Consider the following 17,764-nt stretch of genomic DNA (forward strand, 5'->3'; position numbering starts at 1 on the left):
TGAGTGGCAAAGGACGAAGAACAGATTATTATTTTAAAACGGTTCGTTGAACAGCTCGGTATAATAACCAGTTATCGCAATGCCTGGAAAGAACAGGTCGAGGCGTCTGTGGAGACGCTGATGAGCCTGATTCGTATGCTGGGTTATCCTGTTAATGCGATTCATGAAGTCCTTCCAGTTTTTGAGCAATACCAGCAAAACCTGTCTCAACAGCCCTTAGAGCCAGTGTATGTGGTCTGGGATCAGAAACAGTCAGTTATAAAATTCCGGTTATTGCCAGAAGAGGCAGCAGCAGTCAGCTGGTCTTTAATAACTGAACAGGGCTCTATAATTGAGGAAGCTGTAAATATCAGGCGCCGGCAAAAAATATCAGTCGATTCCTGTCAGATTGATATTCAATTACCTGCTCTTCCTCTTGGCTATCATCAATTCACCCTCAAAACTGGAAAGCGACAATACCAGAGTCTGATAATTTCAGCCCCTGGAACTATTTATTTTGACGACAGACTTTGTGATGAGAAAAAAATTGGCCTTTTTTGTCCATTATATTCTCTGCATTCTGACAAAAGTATAGGATGCGGCGATCTGGGCGATATGGATTCTTTGTCTCAGTGGATGGCAGAAGAAAGACTCGGGCTCATTGCCAGCACGCCACTTTTTTCAGCCTTTCATAATTCTCCCTGTGAACCTAGTCCTTATTCCCCGGTCAGTCGTCTGTTTGCCAATGAGTTTTATCTTGATTTACGGCAATGCGGACCAATAGACCCTGAGTTTATCGCCGCCATCGAAGCGCTGAACCAATTGCCATTCATTGATTATCAACGGGCTGCTTCTTTAAAGCGCGAAATCGCCAGCGAACAATTCAGACGGATACTTGAATTGCCCGAAAACCGGGAGGCACTGAATCGATTTATCGAAGCGCATCCTGAAATCAAAGTTTATGCACTCTTTAGAGCCTACATGGAATGCACTGGTGAAGAATGGCGGAACTGGCCGCAAAGACAAAGGGACGGCCTTTTGACAGAGGAGGATGTACCCAGCGATAGGTATCACTATCATCTGGCCGCTCAGTGGCAATTGCATCAACAGCTTCGCGTATTAAAGAAGAAAATCAACCAGCGAGGTCAATACCTTTATCTTGATTTACCTATTGGTGCACATCGCAATGGCTTTGATGTCTGGCGTCAGCAAACACTTTATCTGACTGAAACTGCAATGGGCTCGCCGCCTGATCCCTTATTTCTTGAAGGCCAGAACTGGGGGATGCCGGCTCTAAATCCTGCTAAATTACGCGAGCAGGCTTATCTCTGGTTTATTCAACTGATTCAAAACATCTTTAAGCAGGTTGATATTTTGCGCATTGATCATGTCATGGGCTTCAATCGTTTATATTTAATCCCCGAAGGACATCCCGCAAGCGACGGGGCTTATCTTAGGTATCCAGCAGAAGAAATATATGCCATCCTCTGCCTGGAGTCGCATCGGCATCAGGTGATGATTGTCGGAGAAAACCTAGGCTCCGTTCCTCCTGAAACAAACCGGTTGATGAAGCATCATGGGATGCTCAACATGAACGTTTTACAATATGCCCTGGATGCCCGCGAAAAAATAATTCCCACAACCTGTAAAACGCTGACCTGCATCAATACCCATGATATGCCCCCTTTTTCTGCCTGGTGCCAGGGTCTCGATATTACTAAATTTCAGGAATTAAAATTAATCGATGAAACCTATGCCAGGCAAATGCATAAGAAACGTCGTTATCAGCTAAAAACATTAACTGCCACCTTAAAGAAACAACAGTTAAATTCCGCCGATCTCCTATCGTCCACCTGGCAAATGCTTGCGCAAAGCCCAGCAGCCTTGCAGCTTGTGAACATAGAAGATCTTTGGGGCGAAATTTATTCCCAAAATATCCCTAATGCAACTGAAGAGCCCAATTGGCAGAGAAAGTTGCGCTACTCCATGGAGCAGATAAAGCAAATGTCCACAATCAGCAGACAATTAAAGGAAATTCACAAGAGAAGAAGGCCGGTAGAGCACCCGCGCCAAAGTCTTTTTTCCGCACAGGACCTCCATCTCTTCAATGAGGGAACCCATTTTCACTTATACAGGCACCTTGGCGCACATGTTATCAAGCAGGATAATGTTACTGGGGTTAATTTTGCAGTATGGGCTCCGAATGCATCGCAGGTATCGGTCGTGGGTTCATTCAATCACTGGAATAAAACCGAGCATTCTTTAAGCTCGCGGGGGAACTCCGGGATCTGGGAGGGATTTATACCCGGCGTCAAGGTTGGGGATTTATATAAGTACACTATTGAATCCGATCGCCTGCAATTTACTGCTCAGAAAGCAGATCCCTTTGCGTTTTATCAGGAAACGCCACCCTGCACCGCTTCCATTGTCTGGGATTTGCATTATGAATGGCAGGACGAGGAATGGCTTAAAAACAGAAAATCAAAGCAGAGTTTAAACTCTCCCATCTCTATTTATGAAGTCCATTTAGGTTCATGGCGGCGGGTTCCAGAAGAAAATAATCGTTATTTAAGCTATCGCGAACTGGCGCCTTTATTGGCTGACTATGTAAAGCAGATGGGATTTACCCATGTAGAATTCCTCCCGGTTATGGAACATCCTTTTTACGGCTCCTGGGGTTATCAGACTGTAAGCTATTTTGCCCCCAGCGCACGCTTCGGAACCCCTCAGGATTTTATGTATTTAATCGATTACCTGCATCAGCAGGATATTGCAGTCATTTTAGATTGGGTTCCTTCGCATTTTCCTATGGATGAGCATGGTCTGGCACAATTTGATGGAACCCATCTTTTCGAACATTCCGATGAGCGGAAAGGATTTCATCCGGATTGGAAGAGTGCCATTTTCAACTATGGCCGGCATGAGGTACAGGCGTTTCTTATCAGCAGTGCGATGTTCTGGTTTGAAAAGTATCACATCGATGCTATTCGCGTTGATGCAGTCGCCTCCATGCTTTATCTGAATTACTCCCGCAAAGAAGGGGAATGGCTGCCCAATGAAAAAGGCGGCCATGAAAATCTGGAAGCCATTCATTTTTTAAGGACACTGAATAAAACTGCCTATCAGTATTTTCCAGATATTCAAATGTTCGCGGAAGAGTCCACCGCCTGGACAGGCGTTTCCGCTCCCATTGAGTTTGGAGGATTGGGGTTTGGTTTTAAGTGGGATATGGGATGGATGCATGACACCCTCTTGTACTTCTCCCGCGATCCCATTTTCAGGCGCTACCACCAGCATGAATTATCTTTTCGTATGGTTTACGCCTTTACAGAAAACTTCACCTTATCACTTTCACATGACGAAGTAGTTTATGGCAAAGGATCGCTCATTAATAAGATGCCTGGGGATGAATACTGCAAATTTGCCAATTTACGCCTCCTGTACGGCTATATGTTTTGTCTGCCCGGTAAAAAGTTAATCTTCATGGGCTCTGAGTTTGGTCAGTATAGTGAATGGAACCATGAGAGCAGTCTCGACTGGCATGTGCTGGATTATCCAATTCATCAGGGGCTGCAACACTGGGTGCGTGATCTCAACCGGCTTTATCGTTCACAGACAGCCTTACATGAGCTTGACTGGCAAGCCCATGGTTTTGAATGGATCGATTGCAGTGATGCCGATAACAGCGTATACAGCTTCATCCGAAAATCCAGTCAGAATGAATGCCTGTTGATTGCTTTCAATTGTACGCCAGTGACTCGCAGCAATTACCGCCTTGGAGTTCCTGAAGCGGGGAACTGGCAACTGCTGCTGGACAGTGACGCTGCTCTTTATGGCGGCTCCGCTCAAAATCAGAATGAACTTCTCACAGCTGAAGCCTGCCCTTTCCACAACCGCCCATACTCTCTGTCATTAACCCTGCCTGGGCTCAGTCTGGTGATTTATCAATGGATAAAATAAACAAAAGACTCTTGGGGGCACATCTTGACTCCAGCGGCCATTGCGAATTCAAAGTTTGGGCGCCCTATGCAGTCAAACCTCAGCTGGAAATAACAGATACCAGAGGAAATACAGTTGTTTTTCCAATGCTGGAACAAAAAGACGGCTATTATTTTTTTGCTCTCAATAACATTAAACCGGGGGATAGTTATTATTATCTTTTTGATAACCAGCGATTTGCGGATCCGGCGGCCGGTTTTCTTCCTCAGGGTATTACCGGTCCTGCTGCTATCCTTGAGCGACAGAAAATTGCGTCTCGTTGGCCAAATATCCCCCTTCGGGATTATATTATTTATGAAATCCATGTGGGGACCTACACGCATGAAGGCCAGTTTACAGCCATTATTAATCATCTGGATGAATTAAAAGATCTGGGAATCACCGCCATCGAGTTAATGCCCATTGCTCAATTCTCAGGGGATAGAAACTGGGGTTATGACGGGGTCTATCCCTTCGCAGTGCAAAATTCCTATGGGGGGCCGCAAGGCTTAAAAGCGTTGATTCAGGCTTGTCATTCACGTGATATCGCCGTAATTCTCGATGTGGTTTATAACCACATCGGACCGGAAGGCAATCATTTTACCAAATTTGGCCCTTATTTTACGGAAAAATATCAAAGTCCCTGGGGGCAAATGCTCAACTTTGATGATCAGTTCAACCATCATGTCAGGCGCTATTTTATCGAAAATGCGCTGCACTGGTTTATTGAGTATGACATTGATGCCCTTCGTCTTGATGCCTTGCACGCCATTATCGATACATCGGCTTATCCTTTTCTTGAAGAACTGGCTGACGCTGTGCAGGAGCTATCAAAAGAAATTAAAAAACCCTTTTATCTGATTGCAGAAAATGATGCCAATGATGTCAGACTGATTGCTGAAAAGGAGAAAGGCGGCTACGGAATTGATGCGCAGTGGAACGATGATTTTCATCATGCGATTCATAGCCTTCTTACCCACGAAACACAGAATTATTATCAGGATTTTGGACGCTTTGAACAGCTTATGAAAGCCTTTCGTGAAGGCTTTGTCTATTCGGGGGAATATTCGGTATTCCGAAAAAAACCTCATGGCCGAAGTTCGGCTGCCATCCCTTCTGAACGCCTGGTGGTTTGTTTACAAAATCATGATCAGATTGGTAATCGGGCGAAGGGGGAGCGTTTAAATCATTTGCTTGACGAAGAACAATTAAAACTGGCAGCCGGTCTGTTATTAACCTCCCCCTTTATCCCTCTGCTTTTTATGGGGGAGGAATATGCAGACCCTGCCCCTTTCCTCTACTTTATCAGCCATTCAGATCCCGGATTAATTGAAGCGGTACGTCAGGGCCGGAAGAAGGAATTTTCATTTATAGATGACTCGCTGCCTGATCCCCAAAATGAATTAACATTTCAGACGAGTAAGCTTAACCATCATCTGAAACAGGATAATAAACACAGAAAACTATGGAATTTTTATAAACAATTAATTCAGCTTCGGCGCTCACTCAAAGCAATCAATACGCTGGACAAAAACGCGCAGGAAATTCATTGGGATCAACAAAAACAACTGCTAACTATTCTGAAGCATCATCAGGAAGAACCGGTTCTAATACTTGCCAGTTTTTCCCAGGAAACCCACTCCATCGCCGATAGTCTGAGCGGCAACTGGACACTGCTTTTGAATTCTTACCACCAGCAATGGACAAACAATTTTCAGGCTGAATTGCGAGACGATCAGCTTCCCCCTTTTGGATTTTTACTGTTTAAGGATAATCAGTATGGCTAATTATATTTGTATACACGGGCATTTTTATCAACCGCCACGAGAAAATCCCTGGCTGGAAGAAATCGAAACTCAGGATTCCGCCTTTCCCTATCATGACTGGAATGAGCGGATAAATGACGAATGTTATCTGCCTAACTCTGGGGCAAGGATTTTAAATGCCAAGGGGCAAATCACTGAGATTCTCAATAATTACAGTAAAATAAGCTTTAATTTTGGCCCTACTCTGCTGTCCTGGATTCAGGAGAAGGACCCGCAGCTACTTGAATCTATCCTGGCGGCTGATAAAGAAAGCCAGAAACAATTTAAGGAACATGGTAATGCCCTGGCACAAGCTTATAATCATCTGATTATGCCTCTCGCAAATTCTCGGGATAAATATACCCAGTTGCTTTGGGGCATTAAAACCTTTGAGCATTATTTCAAGCGTAAACCGGAGGGGCTGTGGTTGTCGGAAACGGCAGTAGATCTGGAAACGCTCGATTTTATGAGTGAGCTCGGTATTCAGTTTACCATTTTGGCGCCCAATCAGGCCAGGCGATACAGGCATTTCAATGACGAGGAATGGTCTGAGGGCATCATTCCGGGAACCTCCTACCAGCAGCAGCTTCCCTCAGGAAGAAGCATCACTCTGTTTTTTTACGATGGTGAGGTATCCAAAGCAGTAGCCTTTGAAAAATTACTGACACAGGGTGAAAATTTTGCTCAGCGTCTGCTCAATTCATTTTCAGAGCAGAAGACAGAGCATAATTTAATGCATATCGCTACAGATGGCGAATCCTATGGCCATCATCATGCGCATGGCGATATGGGTTTAGCCTATGCCTTGAATATTATTGAGAACACCGAGGATGTACAACTCATCAACTATGGATATTTTCTGGAATTGCAGCCGCCGCAGTATCAGGTAGAAATTCATGAAAACTCTTCCTGGAGCTGCGCACATGGCATTGAACGATGGCGCAGCGATTGTGGCTGCAGTACTCGCCAGGACTGGCATCAGCAATGGCGCGGTCCTCTGCGAGCCGCTCTGGACTGGCTGCGTGATCAGTTGATCCCCGCATTTGAAACCAGTCTAAAGGCACTGTTACACGACCCCTGGGGAGCCAGAAACGACTATATTGAAGTGATTAATGATCGCAGTAAGCAAAGTGATTTTTTAAAACATCATGCCCGTCATCCACTGTCCGCCCTGGAAGAAACAGAGGTTTTAAAATGGATGGAATTACAGCGGCATGCCATGTTGATGTATACGAGCTGCGGCTGGTTTTTTGATGAGGTATCCGGTCTTGAAACCACTCAGATTTTGAAATATGCAGCCCGTGCTATTCAATTGGCCAGGGAACTGACTGATGTGGATTATGAGGCCGAGTTTATTAATCGTTTATCTGAGGTTCCCTCAAACCTGCCCGAGTTTGCCAATGGAGCGCGAATTTATGAGTTATTCATCAAACCATTGGTCATTGATTTATTTAAGGTTTCAGCGCATCTGGCTGTCAGTCTTCCTTTCGGCGAATACAAGGAATCGGAATCCATCCCCATATTTTGTTACGAGGTTAATTTGAGAGAATCAAAACAGGCTGAAGCGGGTAAAGTCAAACTGTTTTCGGGCCTGATGGATGTTCGATCGCAAATTACCGGGGAATCAATACAGGTCTGGTATGCGCTGCTTTATCAGGGAGACCAGAACCTCATCTGCGCCATTCGTAGTCCAGACCCTCAACTTGAAACAGTCGAGAATGAATTATTTGAGTTATTCGAAAAGGGAGAAATTTTTGAGCTGGTCAAATTATTTGAACAACATTTTGGCGAGGCAACGACGTCTCTTCGTGACCTCTTCCATGATATGAAGTTAAAAATTACTGGCCAGATTTTATCCTCAGTTACCGGCGAACTGGAAAATCGCTATCATGAGTTCATGAACAACAATGCAGCACTCCTTTACTTCATCTCGGATCTGCATATGCCAATGCCGAAGGTGGTAGCGCAGTCAATAGCTTATATTGTCAATAAAGACCTGTTTGACTACTTCAATAATGAAGAAAGAAATCCCGAAGTGTTGGAAAATCTGTTTCAACTGATCAAACGCTTTAATATTTCCCTGGATGATTCCATTCGATTTCGTGCCGGACATTTAATAAAGCACTATGCGATACAACTCGAAAATCAGCCTGAGAATAGTGAGTTACTGACTGAACTGGTTGATTTCATTAAGCAGCTGAATGCGCTGCCGCTTCAGATCAATTACTGGCATCTGCAGAATGTGACAAAGCGGCTTCTTGCCGATAATCCTGAACCCCTGCTGAAATCCCTCGGCGAAGCACTTAATCTGGAGGTCTGATGACTATTCCACTGACCAGCTACCGCCTGCAGCTTCACAAACAGTTTGGCTTCAAGGAAGCTATCAATATACTTCCTTATTTGCATCAGCTTGGTATCAGCGATGTCTACAGTTCTCCTCTTTTACAGGCACAGCCTGGAAGCATGCACGGTTATGATGTTATCAATTATCAGCAGCTGAATGAGGAATTGGGAGGAGAAGAAGCCTTTATTCAATTTACCGAAGCCCTGGCCAACTACGGAATGGGTCTTTGTGTGGATATTGTGCCCAATCACATGGCAGCCAGCCCGAACAACGCACTTTGGCAGGATGTCGCCAATAAACATCAGAACTCCACTTATAGTGATTTTTTTGATATCAAATGGGATTCATCGGATAAGAACAAACTGACTTACCGGCGTTTTTTTGATATCAATGAATTGGTGTGTATGAATACAGAACGAGAAGCTGTGTTCACCCATATTCATAAACTGATTCTTGAGTTAATCAGGATGGGTAAAATTCAGGCTTTACGTGTGGATCATATCGACGGTTTACGACAGCCTTTGGCGTATTTAAAGAAGCTGCAGGAAGAAATTGGCAGGGATTTTTATGTGATAGTCGAAAAAATTCTTGGATTTGAAGAAACCTTACCACCTTCATGGCCAGTTGCAGGAACCACCGGTTACGACTGGCTTAATCATATGAATCAGATTTATATTGACCCCAAAGGACTTCAAAAACTTTATACGGTTTATCAGAAGCTATGCGATAAACCCCAGCGGTCTGAGGAAATACGGGTACAATCACTAAAGCTAGTAATAAAAAAGCTGTTTGAAAAAGAATTTAACAGGCTGCATTCTACACTTATCCCAATCCTTAATGACTATGATCCTCAAAAAACAGGCGATTTTTTGCTGGAATTTTCGAGCAGAATGCCGGTTTACCGGTTATATCATCAACCTGACAGCTATGCGTTTGCAGAAAAAATTCTGGAATCCATTCTGAGTCAATTGCCAGCCGAACATCGGGAGCTGGGCCTTTTATTTAAGAGTCTACTGCTTGATCAGTATCCTGAATGCTTTGATGCTTTGAGAAAAAAGCAGTGGCAACAGTGGCGAAATGATTGGGAGGTCTTCAGTGGTCCGGTAATGGCGAAAGGCTTTGAGGATACAGCGGGCTACAATGACACGGCCTTACTTTCATTGTATGAGGTGGGTAGCTCTCCTGAATTAAATGCACACTGCGGTAATCTTGCCCTCTTTCATGAATTCATTATTTCACGCCAAACCCATTGGCCGTATAGTTTCAATACGAGTTCCACACATGATACCAAACGAAGTGAAGACCTTCGTGCGCGCCTGAATGTTTTAAGTGAATTAGCCAATGAGTGGAACGAGCGGCTCAGGCAATGGCAAGCCCACAATCAATCCAGGAAAACAGAACTTGAGACGCTTGTAGCTCCTGATCCTGTCGATGAAATTGCCATGTATCAATCTCTGTTAGGGATCTGGCCATTACCATCCGGGGAGTGTGATTACGAGCAGCGGCTTGAGCAATTTTTTGTTAAAGCAATGCGTGAGCGTAAACAACACTCAAGCTGGTTTGAACCCAAAGAAAACTATGAGAAGGCTTGTCTTAGTTTTCTGAATCAAATTCTGAAAGATAAGCGCTTTATAAACAACTTCTCTGATTTTGCCAGAAAAGCGGCTTTTTTCGGAATGTATAATTCCTTGTCACAAATCCTGATTAAATTCACCACCCCAGGGGTTCCCGATCTTTATCAGGGTAATGAAACCTGGCGTTTCGACCTGGTGGATCCGGATAATCGGCGTCCTGTAGATTATGAGAAACTAAAAAATTTAGCCAGTGATGAGGCTTTATCAAGCCTGCTCACTCACTGGCAGGATGGACGAATCAAATTCAATTTGACTCGTCAGCTGCTTCATCTGCGGAAACAATATAAAGCCTTATTGACCGAAGGCAATTATCAGCCCTTAACGGTCGAAGGAACACTGAGCAGGCATCTTATTGCTTTCCAGCGTGAATACCAAGGGGCTGTGCTAATCATCATCGCTTGCCGCTGGTTCAGCGGTATTCTGGACTTTGATGAACCCTGGGATAAGGTAAAGTTTTCTAATGAAAAACTCTCCGGGATTGCCGGTGGAGACTATCATTCCTTGTTAACACAGCGAAAATTGAAGTCCACGGACAAGTATTTGCTAATTAGCGATATTTTAAAAGAACTGCCTTTTGAAGTTCTGATAGGTAAATAGTTCTTGCCTTAAGTTTTTTTTGACATTAAAACCTATAAGTGGCGCCCTCGCCCCTGAGGGCATTGCCATTAAGTTAAGGACTTCTGTCATTCCCGCGAAAGGCGGGAATCTATTTCTCAGGGTAATTCCTAACTTTGTTTGCAAGATGGATTTCCGCCTGCGCGGAAACGACACTTATTCAGCAACATAAATTGCCAGCGCATCATTAGCTTCTATTCTGGCCGTAAATTTTCCCTTTTTATCGACCTGATAAGTCCCTGCAGTACAATTTCCCTGCGAATCGAGATTACCGTGAATCACATCACAATAAACCCCGGCAGGTAAAGACGTCTTGAATGTTTCAGTAATTGCAAACTCTTCGTGATTAATTACCAGAAATCCTTTATCACCACGCCCAAATGCAATGGCATTACTTTCATTCGTCCACCAGTCAGTCAAAGCGGTATCAAATACTGCATTATAAAATTTAACCATATTCTTGATTGCAGGAAAGCGGTGCTGGCAAACCCAATCCCTGGAGCAAACGGTAGTGACCGGAGGTCCGGCGTCAATGTGATTAAATCGATAACCTGAATACACGTTCGGTGAGCCATAGGGATGTGCCAGCATAAAAATATTCGCCAGCAGATAATTTTCTGTCTCCTTATAACTCAATGTGGAATTATTTCGCTCTGTATCCCAGTTATCGATAAAACTGCGGGCAATATTACCCGGTAAATAGCCCCAGGCTTCGCCAAAGGATTTTAAGTAAGCCAGTTTTTCACGTTCAAAAATACGTTTGAGGTCGCGTCCATAGCGAAATTCGTCTAAATCACCCAAATGGCGATATTCCAGTGGATTAACCGCTTCTCCCTCGCTGTATATTACCTCCTGAACCCAAAAGATATTTTTGACAAGCCGCCCCCGAATCGCAGTAAGATCATCAGCAGAGATATGTTTAGCAGCATCAATACGAAATCCGTCAACATTCAAAGCGATCAGATGATTTAAAAATGAGGCGATCTTACCGCGGACATAATCACTGCCTGTATCCAAATCCGCTAAAGAATCCAGCTCGCAGTTTTGTACATTATCCCGATCAGAATAATCATTAATATTCGTGCGGCACCAATGAAAATCCTGCACCTGATAAGTGCCAGGATAATCATATTTACTGTAGCGGGTTCCTTTAGTACCTACTCCATAGCCTCTGGTCATATGATTTATCACCACATCCACAATCACTTTGACACCCGCCGCATGGCATTGTGTAATCATGTTTTTAAAAGATGATTCATCTCCTAATCGCCCGGCTATCTGATAACTGACGGGTTGATAGGATGTCCACCATTGCGGCCCGCGAATATGCTCCTGAACAGGAGAAATTTCAACATAGCCGTATCCTGTTTTTGCAAGCATTGCGCATTCTTTTGCCACAGAGTCAAAGGGCCACTGGAACAGTGTGACGGTCACTTTTTTCCTGCCGTTCAATTGAGAGTTATGGGCCCAACTGCATTCTGTGAAACTGAAAATTATACAAAAAAACACTATCCAATACGTCCATTTATACATATTTTTGATCCTTATATATTGCTTTCATGGTAAACAAGTAATATTGGCGATAAATTGTATAAATGAAATACAGCCATTCCCGATTAAATTAATTGGTAATCTGTATTAAATAGTGCTTTATCCGTATGCGTATAAACCATTTCATTTGGCAGAGGTCTTTTTACGGGAGCTGCCCTCTTTCTCTTTACTCTTCTTACCCATGCTTTTTTTCAAGAGACTGATAAAATCAACCACATCATCTTTCTGCTGGCTTTTTGCCGCTTTTCGCGGACTTTTACTCAATTCCTCTGTCTTCGAATCAAGCCATTTTTGCAGGGCTTCACGGTAATCGTCATGGTATTTTTCAGGCTCCCATTTGTTACTCATGTCCTCAATTAATGAAACGGCCATTTTTATTTCCCGATCGCTGATTTTATAATTTTTTAAACTGTCCGAAGGGAAGCCCAGGTCGCTTTCGTCACGTATTTCATCTTTAAAATGAATCAGATTAAGCACTAATGCATTATCATGCGGCAGTATTAAACTTAAATATTCCTTTGTGCGGATAATGACACGGGCGACCCCTGCTTTTTTGGTTTTCTTCAATGCTTCCCGGAGTAAGACGTAGGCCTTTTTATTTTTGCTCTCAGGAACGATATAATAGGCTTTGTCAAAATAAAGAGGATCGATTTCCTTAGCGTCAATAAATTCATCAATATCAATGGATTTAAAAACGTCAGGCCCTGCTTTTTCAAAAGCTTGTTCATCAACCACAACATAATGATCTTTTTCATATTCATACCCCTTTACGACATTATTCCAGTCAACTACTTCACCAGTATTACTATTAACACGCTGATAACGAATACGTGCATGATCTTTGGCATCAATTAAATGAAAACTTAAGCTTTTTCGTTCCTCAACCGATACAATTCCAACAGGAATAGAAACCAGACCAAAAGAGATATCCCCTTTCCATATCGCCCTCATGGTTTTTTCTCCTGATTTTCATGTCTATTTTTTAATTATAGGAAATCTCTCAGGTTTGGACTGAATTTAAAGAATCCGGGAGTGTTCATTAAACTGTGTCATTACCCACAGGCACGCCGTCATCTCGAACGCAGTGAGAGATCTCTCCGAATGCTGGCACAAACCAAGATTTGGGAGATCTCTCACTGCGTTCGAGATGACATGGCAGAATTCCGAAAGTCTTATTTACTCAGCATGCACATAAATAATGTCAGGTAACTCACTACGTCATCCCGAGCACAGCGAGGGATCTCCCTGCAGTTGCACGCACTCCGATCGGGATGACGTGGGGAGTTACAATGGCAGTTTATTGTTAAATTTTATATCAAATTTGCACATCATTTGACTAAGAATTATAAAATAAATACAATATGCCTGTCCTCGACTAACCAGACTGGCTAAGATGATTGAATTACTGATTGAGGCTGCACACGCGCTGGGTCACTTTTTGTTTGTTGTATTGAGTGGATTGAAACGAATTGGAGAAATTTGCTTTTATTTTACCCGGGATACATTTAGAGCACACTTCAACCTGATTGCTCAAAAGACAGCACCATTTGAGCAGGAAATTCTCAGGAAAACGCCTCCCAAGCCGTCTGATTTAAATATTCTAGGTCAACTTGCCCTAACCATCATTCCGGTAACGATTGTGAGCTGGGTATTGGCATTAACCCTTGCGCCGCTTATTTATAATTCAAGCCTGCTCCTAATCAGTTTTTTCATCCGCGCAACCAATCTGGCTCTTCTGGATATACCGGAGAAAAAATTGCCCTCCCCCGAAGGCAGCATGCCCTGGTATCGGGTAGTTTATGGCCTGCCAGGATTGTTATTCGGCACAGCACTAGGCCTTGTCTCAGCCGGGATTATCGGTCTTGCTCGCAGCGTTACCAACAGTTTTAAAACAATTCCGCACAGCTTTGCTTCTGTTGTCAATCTGGCCCTTGACGAAGACGATGAATTTGAGGACTGGGGTTTAAATCAGGACAAACGCCCTTTTGCTCAAAAATATATCCTGGGGGCTTTTGGCCTCCTGCTTGGAGGAATGGCGGGTGTCATTGGATTTGGAGTTGTCGGTATTGGGCGGGTTATTAGTAATTCCTTTAAAACCACGCGGGCTATTTTCATTTCAGAAATCAACCTGGTTCTGGATTCCGAAATTGAGGTAAAGGACAAGCGTTCCTGGACGCAAAAATACTTATTAGGGGCGATGGGAATTCCATTTGGGGTTTTTTTAGGCACTGTGGGCTTCCTCACCATTGGTTTTTCTCGAATTATCAGCAACTCATGGCAAACAACGAGAGGTCTTGCGATTTCCGGCGCCAATCAGCTAAGACATTCCGATGAACAATTGTCGGGCGGATTATCAGACGATCACCGAAGTGCTCTGCATCGATACGTTCTGGGCTTTCCGGGGCTTATCATTGGTGTCTTTGCCGCCCTATTGGCCATTGGCGTCAGCAGCATCAGGCGGATAATTATTGAAAGTGCCAAAACAACAGCTGCCGTTTTTATTGAAATAAGCCAATTCGCATTGGAAGAAGAGGAGGACGCCCATTCCCTTCTCCCCGATCTTCGACCCGAACGGCGCTTTGTTGATCGCTTCCTGTTTGGCGCTCCGGGGCTGGTGCTGGGTACTATCGCCGGAAGTTTGTCTTTTCTGGTGATTGTTGCTGCCCGAATAATCAAAAATTCAGCAGAAAGCGCAATCCTTGGATTTGCCGCAGTGACCAATCTCGCACTGGATGAAGAAGACGAATTGGATGAAGGTAAACTTGTTAATGACAAACGAAGCTTTGCCAATCGATATATTTTAGGGGGATTTGGTCTTCTTTTAGGGACGGCTGCCGGAACACTCGGTTTTACAACCGTCCTTTTGGGCAGAATCATCCATAATTCAATTCAGACAGCAATTAGCGTCAGCGGTTCTGCTTACAAATTGGCCCTCAATCGTCAGAGCAATGCTGTTGAAGAGGATCAAAGACCGGGTTTTCACAAATATGTGCTTGGGCTCCCGGGCTTAGTCCTCGGGTTATTTACAGGTACATTGGCCTTTACCATCGGCTGCATCCAGCGAGTGATAAGCGAAAGCATCGTCTCACTGCAGGAAGCGTTTATTGTTGTGGTGAATCAGGCATTACCAGAGGCTGTGGAGCTTGACGATAGCAAACGACATCCAGTCGATCGTTTTATCTTTGGAAGTTTAGGTTTAGCCGGCGGGGCTATACTTGGTTTTGCAGGCTTTCTGGCCATTGGGATCGCCCGTGTCATCGTCAGCTCCGCAGAGAGTGCCGCGCATAGTTTTGCATCGGTAACTAATCTGGCACTGCATAAAGAAGACCGCTTCAAAACATGGGGGTTAAAACAGGACAAACGTCCTCCTCATATCACCTATGGTCTGGGATTTCCCGGTATTATTCTGGGTGGAATTGCCGGTATGGTCGGCTTTATTGATGTCGCTTTCGGGCGAATTATCAGCAATTCATTTCAAACGGCATTCAGTCTCAGCGTTTCGGCAATTAATATCGTAGTGCATAAGGAAATTAAAGCCGGTCTGCAACATGAAACCCGCTCTCCCTTCCGTACCTATGTACTCGGCCTTCCGGGTTTAATCATTGGGGTGATTCCTGCGGCAATCAGTTTTCTAATCGCCGGTTTAAGACGAGTGATTATTGAAACTGCGAAGACCGGTAAAGAAGTTGCCGAACTCATTGTCGATAAAGCGCTTCCCGAAAACTTAAAGAATAAAAAACCAGCGCAGCAACGCCTGTTCTATGATATCTATCTTTTTGGTGCAGCGGGTTTTATTGCCGGTTCAGTCATCGGAGGCATGGGATTTCTTGCAGTCGGAGCAATTCGTGTTATCAGTAATTCACTGGAAAGCGCTTTTCGTCTGACGATAAGCGCTATCAATGCCGTGAATTATGATGAGGAGACTATTGCAGGCGATTTGCAGCATGACCCTCGCAGTGGGGCACGCAAGTTTGGCTTTGGATTCCCCGGTTTAATTTTAGGAAGCATCACTGCGTCTATCGCCATACTATTTACAATCGCCAGGCGTATGGTGATTGAAAGCGCTATTTCTGGCAGTGTCGTATACGAAGCCGTGGTCAATGAAGCACGTTCGGTAAGAGTAAAAGAGAGCGCGAAAACAGAAAGATCCTTAGTCAATCAGGTTTTAGGGCTGCCAGGCATCCTTGCAGGACTGGCAGTTGGTGCAATAGGTTTCGGTCTGATTGGAGCCAGACGCATAGTGACAAATAGTGCGGCAAGCTTCATTCATGTCCTAATCTCCACGACCAATCTGGCACTTGATCCAGAAGACGAGAATACAGAATATGGATTGAAAAAGGACTCTCGCCCCTTTTTCCACACCTATGGTTTAGGATTATTTGGAGTGGTTCTTGGCGGGCTCGCCGGCGGATTGTCATTTTTGGCGGTCGGCATGGCCCGGGTTATAAGTAACTCTTATACGACCGCAGTCAGTTTAAGCCTTTCAGCCTATTATCTGATAACCCCTGCTAACGGCAATAAAGCAGGTCTCGACGATGACTCCCGCTCTGTTTTTAGAAAATTTATTCTAGGCTCTCCGGGTTTACTCATCGGAAGTATCAGCGCAGGATTTGCTATCCTGGCTGCAGTGACTCAACGAATCATTGTGGAAAGCGGGCACACCGCTGTTGAAAGCTTTATTTACCTGCAGAACTCCACCGTTCCTCCAGAGGAAGAAATTCCTCCGCCAGCAATTCCGCGCTCTTTTGCCAATCGCTTTATATTCGGTGCTCCGGGCCTCTTGCTTGGGGGAATCCCCGGCGTCTTTTTTGTAACGATTTCCATTATGTCGCAAGTAGTCGCCAATAGCATTCAAAGCGGCAAATGGACTTACATTGTCGTTGCCAATCTGGGGTTGAGTAAAGAAAATGAATTCGATTATCCCGATAGACAAGAGGAAGCCAAGCGTTCTTTACTCAGTAAAAGTCTTCTCGGCTTACCGGGAATCGTTATCGGTTCGATTTTAGGAGCTATCACCCTGTTAACGATTGCCAGCGCTAAACTCGTCTACCATAATGCGCGAAGTTTTCTAAGCCTTTCCGGCTCGATCCTCAATGGCTCACTTGAATTACCTGTTTTCTCCGGCTTAGCTGGCGATAAGCGTGATAACTTATCCAAATCAGTGGGGGTCTTCGGCTATGGACTCGCTTTGGCCGCTGTCTTACCTGTTGGCGCCACCATTTTATTTTTCAGAAAAGTGGTGCCGGTGATCATAGCACTGGTGCTTGGCTTCGTTTGCGCGCCGTTAGTTGCCGCATTGAAGGGATTAGCTCTGGCCGCGAAAAAGCCGCGTTTTGAACCAGACGCCCCTGCTGAAGATCTCAGAGAGCAGCAATTTAAAAATATTTACTCCTCATTAACTCCCTGGGGACAGCTTCCTGAGAACAGCCAGATCAGAAGCGATGGAAATGGCCGCAAAGGCGCTGTTTGCTTTACCCGTAAAGCATTAACCTTTAACACCTCAACTATGACAGAATACTGTCTTGATCAGTTGCTGGAAGCCTATCGCCGGAGTGCTGACAAAGAGAATTTCTTTGAACAGGAATTTCCACAGGAAGTCCAGAAAATCAAAGCGCATTATCAGGTATTCAGCTTTATTGAACTACAGCAGGAAGTCGAGATGCGTGAAAGGCAGATTGACGAGATTGCACAATTTGTTAAGGACTATGTGAACAGAAAAGTATCTCAGGTTCCCAACATCTATTCCAAGCCTGAAAACTCCTGGTCCTCATTATTCTGGGGTAAACCCACCGCCGAGAGTGTTGAAGGAAATTCCACTTTGCAACCAGGCACATCGGTTTAATCTCCCAGGGATTAAA

Annotated in this window: 7 protein-coding genes; 5 read left to right on the forward strand and 2 right to left on the reverse strand. The window is 44.4% G+C overall.

Features of this window, described 5'->3' with window-relative positions; genetic code table 11:
- The first annotated feature begins 3 nt into the window (after positions 1–3).
- Genes glgB through treY form a run of 4 tightly spaced genes read left to right on the forward strand, consistent with a single transcriptional unit; the run spans position 4 to position 10,337 of the window.
- Positions 4–3,939 carry a 1,4-alpha-glucan branching protein GlgB gene (gene glgB / locus B1207_RS06080; protein WP_112219109.1) on the forward strand — a complete coding sequence of 1,312 codons (3,936 nt, stop codon included), beginning with the start codon at positions 4–6 and terminating at the stop codon, positions 3,937–3,939.
- Complete coding sequence (treZ, locus tag B1207_RS06085) at positions 3,927–5,744, forward strand: malto-oligosyltrehalose trehalohydrolase (protein ID WP_112219110.1); 1,818 nt, start codon at positions 3,927–3,929, stop codon at positions 5,742–5,744. Before glgB ends, treZ begins: the two co-directional genes overlap by 13 nt.
- The gene (locus tag B1207_RS06090) at positions 5,737–8,082 is read left to right on the forward strand and encodes a DUF3536 domain-containing protein (RefSeq protein ID WP_112219111.1); all 2,346 of its coding nucleotides are present in this window, start codon (positions 5,737–5,739) and stop codon (positions 8,080–8,082) included. Before treZ ends, B1207_RS06090 begins: the two co-directional genes overlap by 8 nt.
- On the forward strand, positions 8,082–10,337 hold the full coding sequence (gene treY, locus B1207_RS06095; RefSeq protein ID WP_112219112.1) for a malto-oligosyltrehalose synthase: 2,256 nt from the start codon (positions 8,082–8,084) through the stop codon (positions 10,335–10,337). Before B1207_RS06090 ends, treY begins: the two co-directional genes overlap by 1 nt.
- Positions 10,338–10,511: 174 nt before the next feature.
- Here treY and B1207_RS06100 read toward each other — a convergent pair whose 3' ends face one another.
- Positions 10,512–11,789, reverse strand: a complete 1,278-nt coding sequence (locus B1207_RS06100; RefSeq protein ID WP_216362459.1) for an alpha-amylase — start codon at positions 11,787–11,789, stop codon at positions 10,512–10,514.
- 240 nt (positions 11,790–12,029) lie between these two features.
- On the reverse strand, positions 12,030–12,857 hold the full coding sequence (locus B1207_RS06105) for a Ku protein (protein WP_112219114.1): 828 nt from the start codon (positions 12,855–12,857) through the stop codon (positions 12,030–12,032).
- 442 nt (positions 12,858–13,299) lie between these two features.
- On the opposite strand from B1207_RS06105, the gene B1207_RS06110 reads away from it, so the two are divergent.
- Entirely contained in the window at positions 13,300–17,748 is a 4,449-nt protein-coding gene (locus tag B1207_RS06110; protein WP_112219115.1) for a hypothetical protein, read from the forward strand.
- The last annotated feature ends 16 nt before the right edge of the window (positions 17,749–17,764 follow it).

The sequence above is a fragment of the Legionella quinlivanii genome (genome assembly GCF_003265995.1).
Taxonomy (GTDB): domain Bacteria; phylum Pseudomonadota; class Gammaproteobacteria; order Legionellales; family Legionellaceae; genus Legionella_C; species Legionella_C quinlivanii_A.